We start from the raw sequence: 14,064 nt of genomic DNA on the forward strand, positions 1-14,064 counted from the left end.
CTCTCCTCGAGGTCCGTACTCGATCTTAGGTAAGACTAACCAAACAGGGGATTTCCCAGCGACGACCGTGTCAGCCACGCCACACCACAGCGTGACCGCGTGGTCACGCTGTGGTCACGCTGAGGTGGAGCCGACTACGGGGTGCCGTACACCCGCGCCAGCTCCGGCGTGACCTGGTCGAGCGCGTACGGCAGGCTCAGCGGGCTCGAGAAGCCCAGCGCACCGGCCACCGGCGACGCCTCGTCACCGACGTAGGCGACGCGGTTTTCGCGCACCGCCGGCAGGTTGGCGAACACCGGGTTGGACAGCGCGTCCTGCGGCGGCACGCCGAGCACCGCGATGCCCTGCTTGTTCAGCTGACCGAGCTGCTCGCTGGACAGCGTCTGGGTGGTCGGGTCGACCCCGAGGCCCAGCCCGCTGAACAGCTGCGAGCGCGCGTCGTCCCGGCCGAGGATGTTGAACTCCCCGGACGCGACCAGCGCGACGCCGATGTCCTTGCCGGCGAACTGCGGGTTGGCGGTGCGGGCGTCGGCGAACCGGCGCTCGACGTCACCGACGACCTGCTCGCCGCGCTCGGGCACGCCGAGGGCGCGGGCGGTGATGCGGGTCTGCTCCTGCCACGGCGCGGCGACGCCCTCGGTCGGGTCGGCCACGGTGGGCGCGATCTGCGAGAGGCGGTCGTAGGTCGCGCGGTCCATGTAGGAGTAGACCCCGAGGATCAGGTCGGGCTGCAGCGAGGCGACCTTCTCGATGTCGATCTCGTTGCCGCCGACCTGCTGGGGCTGCTGACCGCCCAGCTGCTGCTGCGCCCACGGGCGGGTGGTCTCGTCGAAGGCGCCGATGAAGTCGCGCACGCCGACCGGCACGGTGCCCAGGGCGAGCGCGAAGTCGGCGTCGTTGTAGCCGACCGTCACGACGCGCGCGGGACGGTCCGGGATCGTGGTCTGGCCGAACGCGTGCGGGACGGTGACCGGGAAGCCGGGCGCTGCGGCGCCCTGCGCGGGCTCGTCCCCGCCCGATCCGCACCCCGCGAGCAGCAGGGCGAGGACCGCGGCCAGGGCGGCGGCGAAGCGTGCGGGCACGCGGAGGGACATCGTTGCTCTCCGTGGATCGTCGGTGATCTGACCGTGATGTTCAGGGCAGGCTTGCCTAAGAGCGGAAAAGGGTCAACCCGACGTTTCTTCCGTCACGGTGGCGTGTGCCGGTGGCGGCCGATGGGAACGACCATCGGCGTGCCCGCGACCGGGTCGGGCACGACGCGGGCGTCGAGCCCGAAGACGTCGCGCAGGGTCTGCTCGGTGAGCACCTCGTGCGGTGCGCCGGCGGCGGCGATCTCGCCGTCGTGCATGGCCACCAGCCGCTGGGCGTAGCGGGCGGCGAGGTTGAGGTCGTGCAGCACCATGACCACGGTGCGCCCGCGCTCCTGGTTCAGGCGCTCGACCAGCTCGAGCACGTCGACCTGGTGGGCGAGATCGAGGAACGTCGTCGGCTCGTCGAGCAGCAGCACGTCGGTGCCCTGCGCGAGCACCATCGAGATCCAGACGCGCTGGCGCTGCCCGCCCGAGAGCGTGTCGGTGGTGCGCTCGGCGAAGTCGACCATGCCGGTCCACGCGAGGGCCTCGGCGACGGCCTCCTCGTCCTCGGCCGACCACTGCCGGAACCAGCGCTGGTGGGGGTGCCGGCCGCGCGCGACGAGGTCGGCGACCGTGATGCCCTCGGGAGCCGTCGGGTCCTGGGGCAGGACACCCAGCACGGTCGCGACCTCGCGGGACGGGACCGCGTCGAGACGGCGGCCGTCGAGCATCACGTGGCCGTGCTTCGGCGCGAGCAGGCGCGCCATCGTGCGCAGCAGCGTCGACTTGCCGCACCCGTTCGGGCCGATGACGGCCGTGACGGTGCCGTCGACGACGTCGAGGTCGAGACCGTCCGGGCCGCCGACGACGATCTTGTCGCCGTAGCCGACACGGACGCCCTCGGCGTGGAGACGGACGGGCGTGTCGACCTGCGGGCCGGTGGCCAGGTCCTCGGTCTCGGCGCTCACGCGGAGTCCTTCCTCGTGCGGCGGACGAGCAGGTAGAGCAGGTAGGGCGCGCCCAGGACGACGGTGACGACGCCGACCGGCACCTCGCCGCCGAGCACCGTGCGGGCGACGAGATCGCCGGCGACGACGAGCAGGGCACCGGCGCACGCGGAGGCGAGCAGGGGTGGTCGCGAGCCACCGGTCAGGCGGACCGCCACCTGGGGGACGACGAGCGCGACGAAGCGGATCGGTCCGGCGGCCGCCGTTGCGGAGGCGGCGAGGACCACCGCGAGCCCGAGGAGCATCACCCGCGAGCGGTCGGCGCGCACCCCCAGCCCGCGGGCGGCGTCGTCGCCGAGGTCGAGCGCGTCGAGCCGGAAGGCCAGCGCGATCGCGATCGGCAGCACGAGGGCGAGCACGATCGCGATCGGGATCACGTGCTCCCAGCCGCGGGCGTTGAGCGAACCTCGTAGCCAGATGAGCGCGAGCCCCGCCTGCTGGACGTTCGCGATGACGAGCAGCCAGGAGGTCACCGAGACCAGCGCGACGCTCATGGCCAGGCCGACGAGGATGAAGCGGAACGCGTCGAGGCCCTGGCGGTAGGCGAGCAGGACGACGAGCGTGGCCGCGAGCAGCCCGCCGATCAGCGCGGCGACGGGCAGCCCGACGACGGCCAGGAGGCCCACCACGGTGCCGCCGGAGCCGGCGAGCACGATCACGAGGAGCGCGGCGACGCCGGCCCCGTCGGTCACGCCGAGGACGTCCGGGCTGACCAGCGGGTTGCGGGCGACGCCCTGGGTGAGCGCGCCCGCGACACCGAGCGCCGCGCCGACCAGCGCGCCGCAGAGCACGCGCGGGAGCCGGAGCTGGTTGACGACGAACGTCTCGCCGCGGCTGCCGCCCCCGAACAGAACGCGCAGCACGTCGCCGACGGCGATCGGGTACTCGCCGCGCCCGATGCTGACCGCGCCCAGGAGCACGAGCAGGACGAGAGCGGCGACCACGACCACCGCCGTGCGCGGGCGCCAGACCGCCGACACCGGGCCCAGCCGCACGGGGCGGCGGCCGGCGACCTCCTGGGGGTTCTCCGTGGTGGTCACAGGCGCACCATCCGGCGCCGGCGGACCATGGCGATGAAGAACGGCGCCCCGACGATCCCGAGCACGATGCCGACCGCGAGCTCGGCGGGCCGGACGACGACGCGCCCGACGACGTCGGCGGCGAGCACGAGCACGGCACCGACGAGCGCGGCGAGCGGGATCAGCCGGCCGTGCGAGGGCCCGACGAGCGAGCGCACGACATGCGGCGCGACGAGGCCGACGAACCCGATCGGCCCACTGACCGACACCGCCGCCCCGGTGAGCAGGGTGACGCCGGTGAGGCCGACGACCCGGGCCCGCGTGATGTTCTGGCCGAGGCCGCGGGCGCTGTCCTCGCCGAGCGCGAGGACGTCGAGCGCGCGGGTGTTCGACGCGGCGAGCACCAGGCCGACGATCATGAACGGGAGGACCTGGACGGTGAGGGCGGCACCCCGGTCGTCGAGCGCGCCCGCGGCCCAGAAGCGGTAGGCGTCCAGCGACGGGCCGTCGCCGAGCACCATCGCCGACGTGATCGCCAGCAGCAGCTCGGAGACCGCGAGACCCGCGAGCGCCAGGGTCACCGGCGTCGGGCCGCCCCGGCTGGCGGCGCCGAGCGTGAACACGAGCAGCGCGGCGAGCGCGGCCCCGGCGAACGCGAACCAGATGTAGCCGTAGACGTCGGAGACGCCGAGCACGGTCGTCGAGAGCACCACGCAGAACGCCGCGCCGCCGCTGATGCCGAGCAGGCCGGGGTCGGCGAGCGGGTTGCGGGTGTGGCCCTGCATGAGCACCCCGGCCACCCCGAGCGCGGCGCCGACCACGGCCCCGAGCAGCGTGCGGGGCAGGCGCAGCTCACGGACGACGATGTCGGTGGGCGACCCGGTGGGCGAGAACAGCGCGTGCCACACCTCGTCCGGCGTGGTGGGTGCCGCGCCCACCGCGACGCTGAGGACCACGACCACCGCGAGCGCGGTGAGCCCCAGGGTCAGCGCCAGCACGGGACGGCTGCGTCGCCGCACGGGAGGTCGGGACAGCAGGGGTCGACCCACGGTCGTCGTTGCCACCGTCCGTGCCCTTCCGCCGACTGCCTGTGTGGATAGGCGAACCTAACAGCCGCTGACCGTGTTTCCCCGACCTCGCTGCGGGCACACATGGCCGGCGACGTCCTGGCCGCCGGGACGGGCGCGCGCGGCTGGGCGACCCGCGTCGAGCCGAGGGGTCCACGAGGGAGGGGGTCACGAGCGGGTCCTCGCATCGACGTACCGTGGCGCTGCGTCCGAAGCGGTGGCGACGTTTCGCCGCCACGCGTGGCCAGGAGCGCTGTGCGGTGGCCGTTCTCCCGGGAGGTCGATCCCCTGCCCAGCAGCGACGCAGTTCAGCGGCTCACGCTGCCCTTGACGGGCGAGCGCACGGTGCCCGGGCTGGACCTCGAGAACTACTGGTTCCGACGCCACGAGGCCGTCTACCTGGCGCTGGCGCCGGCCTGCACCGACGCGGTCGTGGTGGACGCGGGGGTGGGCGAGGGGTACGGGGCCGCGCTGCTGGCGACGACGGCCCGTCGGGTGCTGGCTCTCGAACTGGACCCGGCCGTCGCCGCCCACGTCGGCTCGCGCTACCCGGAGCTGGGCGTCGCCCGCGCCGACCTCCAGGCCCTCCCCCTCACCGACGGTTCCGTCGACGCCGTCGTGACGCTGCAGGTGATCGAGCACCTGTGGGACCAGCCCGGCTTCCTCGCCGAATGCGCACGCGTCCTCCGCCCGGGCGGGCGTCTGCACTGCGCGACGCCCAACCGCCTGACCTTCTCCCCCGGCGCCGGGCCGGACGACCGGCCCCTCAACCCGTTCCACACCCGCGAGCTGACCGGGGCGGAGCTCGCCGATCTCGTCACCGACGCCGGCCTGCACGTCGAGTCGCTGCAGGGGCTCCACCACGGGCCGGCGCTCCGAACGATCGACGCCCGTCACGGCGGGTCGGTGATCGACGCCCAGATCGCCCTGGCGCTCTCCGGCGAGCCCTGGCCCGACGCGCTGACGACCGACGTCACGGCCGTGACCGCCGACGACTTCGAGCTGCGCGCCGACGACGTCGACGACGTCGAGGCCTCGCTGGACCTGGTGGTCAGCGCCGTCCGGTGGCCTTGAGCACGGGGTCGGCCACCGCCTCGGGCAGCGCCTGGCGCATCACGCCCGCCGCGGCCTCGCCGACCACCACGTCGCCGGTGTCGCCGCCCCCGGAGCAGTGCGTGCCGCCGGCGGTGAGCTCACCGCCGCCCGAGGTGCACTGGTCGGCGGTCGTCACCGGGACCCCGGGGACCGGCGACGCGCTGGCCGTGCCGGCCAGCCCGAGGAGGGCGCCGCCCGCGGAGGCGGTGGCGAGTGCTCCGGCGAGGATGCGCTTGCGCATGGTGATCCCTCTCGGCGTCGAGGAGTGGTTCGCCCGCGTCAACGACACGGGGCGGGCCATGTGATGCCTCGTCACCGTTCGGGGGACACGCCCGTGACAGACTCCGACGCCGGGCCCCGACGAGAGGAGCGTGCTGAGCAGGGATCCGGTGGGCACGTTCTGCCTCGTCCTGCACTCGCACCTGCCGTGGCTGCTGCGCCACGGGGCCTGGCCGGTGGGCGAGGACTGGCTCTACCAGGCCTGGGCGCACTCGTACCTCCCCGTCGTCGAGACGCTCGAACGCCTCGCCGCCCGCGGGCACCGCGACCTGCTGACGCTCGGCGTGACCCCGGTCCTCGCCGCTCAGCTCGACCACCCCGCCGCCCTGCGCGCGATGCACACCTGGCTCGCCGACTGGCAGCTGCGCGCCCACGAAGCCCACGTCACCGACCCGGCGCTCGCCGTCCGCGAGCACCGGGCGGCGGGACACGCCCTCGAGCTCTTCGAGCGCGCCTGGCGCCACGGCGGCTCGCCGGTCCTGCGCCGTCTCGCCGAGGACGGGGCCGTCGAGCTCCTCGGCGGGCCCGCGACCCACCCGTTCGCGCCACTGCTGCCGGGCCGCGTGCGGCGGTTCCTCCTCGATGCCGGCCTGCGCGACGGAGCGCTGCGGCTCGGGCGGCGTCCGGCGGGGATCTGGGCGCCCGAGTGCGGCTACACCCCGGGCCTGGAGCAGGACTACGCCGCGGCCGGTGTCGAGCGGTTCCTGGTCGACGGTCCGGCGCTGCGGGGCGACACCGCCGCCGCCCACCCCGTCGACGGCACCGACGTCGTCGCGTTCGCGCGCGACCTCGAGGTGACCTACCGCGTGTGGTCTCCGCGCGCGGGCTACCCCGGCGCCGCCGACTACCGCGACTTCCACACCTACGACCACGCCACGGGCCTCAAGCCCGCGCGGGTCACGGGACGTCGGGTGGCGAGCGCGGGCAAGAAGCCCTACGACCCCAACCGCGCGGCCGCCGCGCTCGCGCGGGACGCGGCCGACTTCGTCGCGGTCGTCCGGCGGCGCCTCGAGGAGCTTCGAGAACGACGCGGCAGGCCCGGGCTGGTCGTCAGCGCCTTCGACACCGAGCTGTTCGGCCACTGGTGGCACGAGGGCCCGGCGTGGCTCGAGGCGGTGCTGACCGCGCTGCCCGAGGCCGGGGTGCGGGTGACGACACTGAGCGGCGCCGTCGAGGCCGGGCACGTCGGGGAGCCGGTGGTGCTGCCGGCGTCGTCGTGGGGGTCGGGCAAGGACTGGCGGGTGTGGGACGGGGCCGGAGACCCGGTGGTCCGCGACATGGTCGCCGACCACGCCGACGTCGCCGCACGCCTGCTCGCCGCCGTCGACGGGGCCGCGCCGAGCGCCGGCCGCGACGCCACCCTCGACGCCGTCGCGACCCAGGCCGCGCTGGCGCTGTCGAGCGACTGGGCGTTCATGGTCACCAAGGACTCCGCGGCGCACTACGCCCGGCGCCGCGCCGCCGAGCACCGCGACCGCGTCCGCGAGCTGACGGATCTCCTGCCCGCGGGCCGGCACGCCGAGGCCGCCGCCCGCGCCGCGACCTTCGCCGCCCAGGACGACGTGTTCGGTGCCCTCGACGCCCGCGCTCTCCGCCGCCACCCGAGCGGTGACCGTCACCGCCCGGCCCCTGCCTACTCGGGAGTAGGGTCGCGCGCCTGATGTCAGCGACGTGGCGTCGCAGACGTTGAGTGTCCGTAACGCCACGCACTCGATCGGCGGGAGGGCGACGGCGTGCGCGTGCTCATGCTCTCCTGGGAGTACCCGCCCGTGGTCGTCGGCGGGCTCGGACGGCACGTGCACGCCCTGGCGACGGCGCTCGCCGACGCCGGCCACGACGTCGTCGTCGTCGCCCGCCAGCCCACCGGCACCGACGCCCAGACCCACCCCACGACGCTCGAGCGCCACGACGGCAGCCTCTCGGCCGGCTCCGCTGCACGGCGCGGCCACCTCCGCGTCCTGCGTGTCGCCGAGGACCCGCCGCACCTGGAGTTCGTCCGCGACCTCGTCGCCTGGACCCTCGGCCTCGGCCACGCGATGCTCCGCGCCGCCGGCACGCTGCTGCGCGGCTGGAGCCCCGACGTCGTCCACGCGCACGACTGGCTCGTCGCCCACGCCGCGATCACCGTCGCCGACCTGACCGGCGCACCGCTCGTCGCGACGATCCACGCCACCGAGGCCGGGCGCCACGGCGGCTGGCTCTCGCAGACGCTGAACCAACAGGTGCACTCCGTGGAGTGGTGGCTCGCCCGCCGCGCCGACGCCGTGATCACCTGCTCGCAGGCGATGCGCCGTGAGGTCGCGAGCCTGTTCGACCTCGACCCCGACGACGTCACCGTCGTCCACAACGGCATCGACCCCGCCGGCTGGCCACCGACCCGGGCCCGCCGGAACAGCCCGCCCACCCTCCTCTACCTCGGCCGCCTCGAGTGGGAGAAGGGCGTCCACGACCTCGTCGCCGCCCTGCCCGCGATCCGCCGCGCGCACCCGGGCACGACGCTGGACATCGCGGGCACCGGGTCGTGCTCCGACTGGCTCGCCGAGCGGGCCCGGGCCGTGCGGGTGCGACGGTCGGTGAGGCTGCTCGGGCACGTCGACGACGCCACCCTGCGCGGCCTGCTCGCCGGCACCGACGCCGCGGTCCTCCCCAGCCGCTACGAGCCGTTCGGGATCACCGCCCTCGAGGCCGCGGCCGCCGGCGCGCCACTCGTCGCGTCGCGGGCGGGCGGGCTGGGCGAGGTGGTCGTCGACGGCGTCACCGGTCTGTCCTTCGACCCCGGCGACGTCCCCGGTCTCGCGCGAGCCGTGATCCGCTGCCTCGACGACCCCGTCGGTGCGCGTACCCGCGCCGACGCCGCCCGCGCGCGCCTCGACACCGACTTCGCCTGGCCCGCGATCGCCGACCGGACCGCCGAGATCTACGCGATCACCCGTCCCGGCGCACCCCGTCCCCTCGGTCGCCCCAAGATCCCGACGGGGAACGTCTTCGGCCTCACCTGACGGCAGGACGTGCGTGATCTTCTCTGCTCCGGCTCACGAGATCACGCACGTCTCAGGACTCCGCCGCCCGGTTCGACGCCAGCGCCGTCTTCCGCGCGATGTCGGCGAGCGCCTCGCGCTCCGCCGCGGCCGCCTCGTAGTCGGCCCTCCGGTCGCGGACGACACGCGCCGGCGCGCCCACGGCCACCGCGTAGTCCGGGATGTCGCCTCGCACCACCGCGTGGGCCCCGAGCACGCACCCGCGTCCCACCCGCGCCCCGCGCAGGACCGTCACCTTCGTCCCGATCCACGTCTCCGGCCCGACGCGCACCGGCGTCTTGACGATGCCCTGGTCCTTGATCGGGGTGTGGACGTCGACGTAGCGGTGGTCGAAGTCGCACACGTAGATCCAGTCCGACAGCAGCGTCGCCTCGCCGAACTCGATGTCGAGGTAGCAGTTGACCGTGTTCTCGTTGCCGAACACCGACTTGTCCCCGATGCGCAGCGATCCCTCGTGGCAGCGCAGCCGGGTGTGGTCACCGATGTGCACGAACCGGCCGATCTCCAGGCGCCCGAAGCCCTCCCGCGCCTCGAGCTGCACGCCCTTGCCCAGGAACACCAGCCCGCGCAGCACGATGTGCGGCTGGCGCACGCGGACCCTGAGCATCCGCGCGTAGCGCACCAGGTAGTACGGCGTCCACGCCCGGTGGCGCACGATCCAGCGCAGCGAGGCCCAGGTGAACAGTCGCGGCTGGCGCGGATCCGACCTCACGGTGACGACCCTACGATCGCCCGATGCCCCACGATGGCCCCAGGGTCCCACCGGTCGTGGCCGTCGTCGGCAGCGTCAACCTCGACCTGGTCGCCCGGGTCGAGCGCCTCCCGGCCGCCGGGGAGACGCTGACCGCGCACGGCGTCACGCGCGTGCCCGGCGGCAAAGGCGCCAACCAGGCGCTCGCGGCCGCCCGCCTCGGCGCCCGGGTCCGCCTGCACGCCGCCGTCGGCGACGACCCGCTCGCGGGCGAGGCCCTGATCCTCCTGCGCGCCGGCGGGGTCGACCTCCGTCACGTCCGGCGAGCTCAGGACGCGCCCACCGGCACCGCCATGATCCAGGTCGACGACGACGGCGAGACCACCATCGTCATCGACGCCGGCGCCAACGCCACGCTCACCGTCGACCCGGAGGACCTCGGCGCCGACGTCGTGCTCACCGTGCTCGAGGTGCCCGACGAGGCGGTCGCGACGGCGATGGCCACGCCCGGCTTCACCGTGCTCAACGCCGCCCCGTCCCGGCCCGTCGCCGGCGACGTGCTCGCGGGCGTCGACCTCGTCTGCGTCAACGCCGCCGAGTTCGGGGCCCTGGCCGCACACGCCGATCTCGACGACCTCAGGGCCGTCGCGATCACCCACGGCGCCGCCGGCGCCGAGCTGCGCCGGCGCGGGCACGTCGTCGCCTCCGTCGAGCCGCCCCCGGTCGACGCCGTCGACGGCACCGCGGCCGGCGACGCCTTCACCGCGGCCCTGGCCCTCGCCCTCGCCACCGACGTCGACGACGAGAACGCCCTGCGCCGCGCCTGTCGCGCCGGCGCCCTGGCCGCGACCCGCCCCGGCGCCCAGCCCTCGCTCCCGACGCTCCAGGAGGTCGACGTCCCGTGACGCCACTGATCCTCGACACCGACCCGGGTGTCGACGACGCCTACGCGATCACCCTCGCCGCCCGCGCCCCCGAGGTCGACCTGCGTGCCGTCACCGCCGTCTTCGGCAACGTCGATGTGCCGACCACGACGACCAACGCCCGCCGGCTGCTCGGGATGCTCGGGCGCGACGACGTCCCCCTCGGCGTCGGCGCGGAGCGGCCGCTGATCCACCCGACGACGCGGCGCGCGGCCGACGTCCACGGCGACGACGGGCTCGGCGGGGTCGCCGAGCGCTTCGGTCCGCTCGGCCCGGAGCCGGTGGGACGGGCCCTGGACGTGATCGCCTCCGTCCTCGAGGCCGCGGCCGAGCCCCTCGTCCTCGCCGCGATCGGCCCGCTCACCGACGTCGCGCTCCTGCTCGCGACCCGCCCGGACCTGGCCGAGCGCATCGGCCGGCTCGTCGTCATGGGCGGTTCGGTCGGCATCGGCGGCAACGTCAGCGCGGCGGCGGAGTTCAACGTCTGGTCCGACCCCGAGGCCGCGCGCCGGGTGCTCGTCGAGGAGCGGGTGCCGACGACGCTGGTCCCGCTCGACCTCACGCACGTCGTGACGGTCGACCGGGCGTGGCTCAGCGAGCTCGCCGCCTCCGGGCCCGTGGGTGGCGCGCTCACCGCGACCCGCGCCGTCTACACCCGCGGCGAGCGGCTCGGCGTGGACCGGGTGCCGATCCACGACGCCGTCGCGCTGCTCGAGGCGATCGCGCCCGGGACGCTGGCCACGGTGCCGCTCGAGATCGAGGTGGACTGCTCGCTCGGCCCGGCGCGGGGCATCGTTCTCGCCGACCGCCGCGGGCACGTGCCCGGCGGCCGGACCGTCGACGTCGCCGTCCCCGACGGCACCGACGTCGACGGCGTGCGCGCGGAGCTGGCGCGCCGGCTTCAGGGCTGATCCAACCCCTGCACGGCCTCGCACACATAGGCCTCCGGTCCGCTCGCGAGGCGGGCGAGGACGACCGTCGCCTCCTGCGAGCCCGACAGCTTGAGCCTCGGCCGCAGGGCGTCGGGATCGACGTCGAGCCCGCGCACGAGGATCTCGACGCGGCCGACGTCGCGCTTCCGGAGCGTGGTGCGCAGCGCCTTCTCGGTGTAGCGGCCGTGCTCGAGCACGCGGAACGCGCGCACGCCCGGCGGCGGGGCGTCGCCGGACAGGTAGGCGAGGTGCTCGTCGAGGCGCCAGAGCCCGTGGCGCGCGCCGTACCGGCGCACCAGGCCGGCTCGGACGACCGCGCCGTCGGGGTCGACGATCCACTCGCCGGCCGGGGCGACCGGGCACGTGTCGTCCTCGGCGTCGGTGACCTCGAAGCCGCGCCCGCGGGTGGAGAGCACGGTGGCGCGGCGGCGGGTCGTCGCGAGGCCCTCGGACCAGAGCGCGGCCTCCCGCACGCGGCCGTCCAGGCTCACGAGCTCGACCTCGGCGGCCCAGGGGACGAGCGCGGGATCGAGACCCGGGGCCGTCGAGACGACCAGTTCGAGCGCGTGGCGATACGGACACTCAACGTCTGCGACGCCACGCCGCTGACACACCTCGGCCAGCTCATCGAGCGGCGGCGCGAAGTCCGCGGGGCGCCAGGTGCGGCGGCCGGCGGCGGTGCGGCGGGCGGGGTCGGCGACGATCACCGTGCCCCGCGACGGCGGCGCCAGGGCGTCGGCGCGCACCAGCGGCACGCCGGGGACGTTCACGCGGGCCATGGCCAGGCGCACCGGGTCGAGGTCGGAACCGAGCACCCGCCCGGCCACCCCGTGCAACGCGAAGAGCTCCGCCCCCACCGAGCACGTCACGTCGTGCACGTCGCGCCCGGCGAGGCGACGGGCCCGGTGGCGGGCCACGGGCGCGGCCGTGGCCTGCTCGGCGGCGTCGGCGGTGAGCAGCCAGCCGTCGGGCACCCGCCCGCGGGCGCGGTCCTGCAGCAGCGCGGTCTCCAGCACCGGCGCGGCCCGCTCGCCGAGCCGCTCGCGCAGGACGGTCACCGCCCGCAGACGATCCTCACCGAGGAAGGCCGATGCCCCCTCGACGGCCTCGCGCCCCGCCGCGGAGGCCAGGTACGCGACGTCGTCGAGGGTGAAGCCGTAGCCCACGGATCAGCTCGAGAGCGACACCGGATCCGCCGGCCGAACCCCCGTCACCAGCGCGTTGTAGAACAGTGAGCGCGGCACCACGCGCGAGAGCACGTGCACGTCCACCCACGACAGCCGCTGCCAGGCCCGGTAGGCGAACATCGCCCAGCCCATGCCCAGCTTCTCGGGGGACACCGCGGCCTCGAAGGTCCGCACCGGCCAGCCGAAGACCGCCGCCGCGAGCTCCTCGGTGACGACGCGGACGTCCACCGCGCCCGCGGCGTGGGCGTAGCGCTCGAGGCGGTCGGGGTCGAAGACGTGCTGGTCGACCACCGACTCCAGGGCTGCCGCCCGCGACGACTCGTCGAGCTCGACCTGCGGGCGCAGCCACGACGACGGCGCGAACCGGGTCGTCGCCCACCACGTCGCCTGCCCGAGCTTGCGCGCGTAGAGGTCACCGAGCCGCGTGGGCTCGCCCGCGAAGACGAACCGCCCGCCGGGCCGCAGCACGCGCAGGATCTCCCGGAGCGCCGTGTCGAGGTCCGGGATGTGGTGCAGCACGGCGTGCCCGACCACCAGGTCGACCGAGGCGTCGGGCACCGGGATCGTCTCGGCGTCCGCCACCCGGCCGTCGACGTCCAGACCCAGCGCCGCCGCGTTGCGCGTCGCCACCTCGACCATGCCCGGCGAGAGGTCGGTGACCGTGCCGCGCCGCGCGATCCCGCCCTGCATGAGGTTGAGCAGGAAGAACCCGGTGCCGCAGCCCACCTCGAGGGCGTGGTCGAACGGCCCGTCGGACCCCGCGGCCGGCCCACGAGGAACAACGGCGCGGAACCGGTCCACCGCGAACGTCGTGCAGCGCTCGTCGAACGAGATCGACCACTTCTCGTGGTAGGAGCCCGACTCCCAGTCGTGGTAGAGGACGTTCGCGAGCTTGGGGTCCTCGCGAGCGGCGTCGACCTCGGCTTGGGAGACGGACCGCGGCGGCGCCATCAACGCCCCAGGAACTGGGCCTTGCCCGGCCCGTTCTCGACGAACGAGCGCATGCCGATCGTCTGGTCCTCGGTGCCGAACAGCGCCGCGAACAGCTCGGACTCCAGCGCCAAGCCGTCGCGCAGGTCGATCTCGGCACCGCGGTCGATCGCGTTCTTCGCCGCGGCGAGCGCGCGCGCCGGGCCTCCTCCGAACTGCTCGGCCCAGGCGCGGGCACGGGTGTAGACCTCGTCCGGCGCGACGACCTCGTCGACCAGCCCCAGCTCCAGAGCCTCCGGGGCCTTCACGAAACGGCCGGTGAAGATGATGTCCTTGGCCGTGGACGGCCCGACGAGGCGCGTGAGCCGCTGGGTCCCGCCGCCGCCGGGGATGATCCCGAGCAGAATCTCCGGCTGGCCGACCGTCGCGTTGTCCCCGGCGATGCGCCGGTCGCACGACAGCGCCACCTCGAAGCCACCGCCCAGGGCGTAGCCGGTGATCGCGGCCACCGTCGGCTTGGGGATCTCCGAGACCGCGCCGAAGCCCCTCGACAGCTGGTGGGTCCGCTCGGCCATCTCGGAGTAGGTCATGTCGGCCATCTCCTTGACGTCCGCGCCGGCCGCGAGCGTCTTCTCGCCGCCGTAGACGACGACCGCGCGCACGTCGGTGCGGCTGGTGGCCTCCTCGGAGACCTCGACCAGCTCGTCCTGGACCTGGCGGTTGATCGCGTTCATCGGGGGCCGGTCCAGGCGGATGGTGCCCACGCCGCCGTCCACCTCGAGCCGCACGAACTCCGTCACCGAGAAGCCTCCTGTTGATCCGG

Annotated in this window: 14 protein-coding genes; 5 read left to right on the top strand and 9 right to left on the bottom strand. The window is 75.0% G+C overall.

Annotated elements, in window-relative coordinates; all coding sequences use genetic code 11:
* Positions 1-134: 134 nt before the first annotated feature.
* The 4 genes from AC2A1K_RS01625 to AC2A1K_RS01640 form a co-directional block, all read right to left on the bottom strand.
* Positions 135-1,094 carry an iron-siderophore ABC transporter substrate-binding protein gene (locus tag AC2A1K_RS01625; RefSeq protein WP_483894557.1) on the bottom strand — a complete coding sequence of 320 codons (960 nt, stop codon included), beginning with the start codon at positions 1,092-1,094 and terminating at the stop codon, positions 135-137.
* Positions 1,095-1,186: 92 nt separating this feature from the next.
* Positions 1,187-2,041: an ABC transporter ATP-binding protein gene (locus AC2A1K_RS01630; RefSeq protein WP_483894558.1), complete on the bottom strand. Its 855-nt coding sequence runs from the start codon at positions 2,039-2,041 to the stop codon at positions 1,187-1,189.
* Positions 2,038-3,120 carry a FecCD family ABC transporter permease gene (locus AC2A1K_RS01635; RefSeq protein WP_483894559.1) on the bottom strand — a complete coding sequence of 361 codons (1,083 nt, stop codon included), beginning with the start codon at positions 3,118-3,120 and terminating at the stop codon, positions 2,038-2,040. Before AC2A1K_RS01635 ends, AC2A1K_RS01630 begins: the two co-directional genes overlap by 4 nt.
* Positions 3,117-4,097, bottom strand: coding sequence for a FecCD family ABC transporter permease (locus AC2A1K_RS01640; RefSeq protein ID WP_483894560.1), 981 nt, complete (start codon positions 4,095-4,097; stop codon positions 3,117-3,119). Before AC2A1K_RS01640 ends, AC2A1K_RS01635 begins: the two co-directional genes overlap by 4 nt.
* Before the next feature lie 357 nt (positions 4,098-4,454).
* On the opposite strand from AC2A1K_RS01640, the gene AC2A1K_RS01645 reads away from it, so the two are divergent.
* Positions 4,455-5,240, top strand: coding sequence for a class I SAM-dependent methyltransferase (locus AC2A1K_RS01645; RefSeq protein ID WP_483894689.1), 786 nt, complete (start codon positions 4,455-4,457; stop codon positions 5,238-5,240).
* Here the strand turns inward: AC2A1K_RS01645 and AC2A1K_RS01650 are convergent.
* The gene (locus AC2A1K_RS01650) at positions 5,218-5,562 is read right to left on the bottom strand and encodes a hypothetical protein (RefSeq protein ID WP_483894561.1); all 345 of its coding nucleotides are present in this window, start codon (positions 5,560-5,562) and stop codon (positions 5,218-5,220) included. The genes AC2A1K_RS01645 and AC2A1K_RS01650 overlap by 23 nt on opposite strands.
* 70 nt (positions 5,563-5,632) lie before the next feature.
* On the opposite strand from AC2A1K_RS01650, the gene AC2A1K_RS01655 reads away from it, so the two are divergent.
* Both AC2A1K_RS01655 and AC2A1K_RS01660 read left to right on the top strand, forming a co-directional pair.
* Positions 5,633-7,201 (top strand): 1,4-alpha-glucan branching protein domain-containing protein, encoded by a 1,569-nt coding sequence (locus tag AC2A1K_RS01655; RefSeq protein ID WP_483894562.1) that lies wholly within the window; start codon positions 5,633-5,635, stop codon positions 7,199-7,201.
* A gap of 72 nt (positions 7,202-7,273) precedes the next feature.
* Positions 7,274-8,539, top strand: a complete 1,266-nt coding sequence (locus AC2A1K_RS01660; RefSeq protein WP_483894563.1) for a glycosyltransferase family 4 protein — start codon at positions 7,274-7,276, stop codon at positions 8,537-8,539.
* 52 nt (positions 8,540-8,591) lie between these two features.
* On the opposite strand, the gene AC2A1K_RS01665 is transcribed toward AC2A1K_RS01660, so the two are convergent.
* Complete coding sequence (locus AC2A1K_RS01665) at positions 8,592-9,290, bottom strand: acyltransferase (protein WP_483894564.1); 699 nt, start codon at positions 9,288-9,290, stop codon at positions 8,592-8,594.
* Between the two features lie 23 nt (positions 9,291-9,313).
* Here AC2A1K_RS01665 and AC2A1K_RS01670 point away from each other — a divergent pair, with 23 nt between their 5' ends.
* Positions 9,314-10,174: a PfkB family carbohydrate kinase gene (locus tag AC2A1K_RS01670; protein WP_483894565.1), complete on the top strand. Its 861-nt coding sequence runs from the start codon at positions 9,314-9,316 to the stop codon at positions 10,172-10,174.
* On the top strand, positions 10,171-11,103 hold the full coding sequence (locus AC2A1K_RS01675; protein ID WP_483894566.1) for a nucleoside hydrolase: 933 nt from the start codon (positions 10,171-10,173) through the stop codon (positions 11,101-11,103). Before AC2A1K_RS01670 ends, AC2A1K_RS01675 begins: the two co-directional genes overlap by 4 nt.
* Here the strand turns inward: AC2A1K_RS01675 and AC2A1K_RS01680 are convergent.
* From AC2A1K_RS01680 to AC2A1K_RS01690, 3 genes are read right to left on the bottom strand one after another with little or no spacing between them, the layout of a single operon-like run.
* Complete coding sequence (locus AC2A1K_RS01680; protein ID WP_483894567.1) at positions 11,094-12,290, bottom strand: THUMP-like domain-containing protein; 1,197 nt, start codon at positions 12,288-12,290, stop codon at positions 11,094-11,096. The two genes, AC2A1K_RS01675 and AC2A1K_RS01680, sit on opposite strands and share 10 nt — an antisense overlap.
* Before the next feature lie 3 nt (positions 12,291-12,293).
* Positions 12,294-13,262, bottom strand: a complete 969-nt coding sequence (locus tag AC2A1K_RS01685; RefSeq protein ID WP_483894568.1) for a class I SAM-dependent methyltransferase — start codon at positions 13,260-13,262, stop codon at positions 12,294-12,296.
* Positions 13,262-14,041: an enoyl-CoA hydratase/isomerase family protein gene (locus AC2A1K_RS01690; RefSeq protein WP_483894569.1), complete on the bottom strand. Its 780-nt coding sequence runs from the start codon at positions 14,039-14,041 to the stop codon at positions 13,262-13,264. The genes AC2A1K_RS01685 and AC2A1K_RS01690 overlap by 1 nt, the downstream gene beginning before the upstream one ends.
* Between the last annotated feature and the right edge of the window lie 23 nt (positions 14,042-14,064).

Source organism: Actinomycetospora sp. 2LY8.5 (assembly GCF_057180585.1).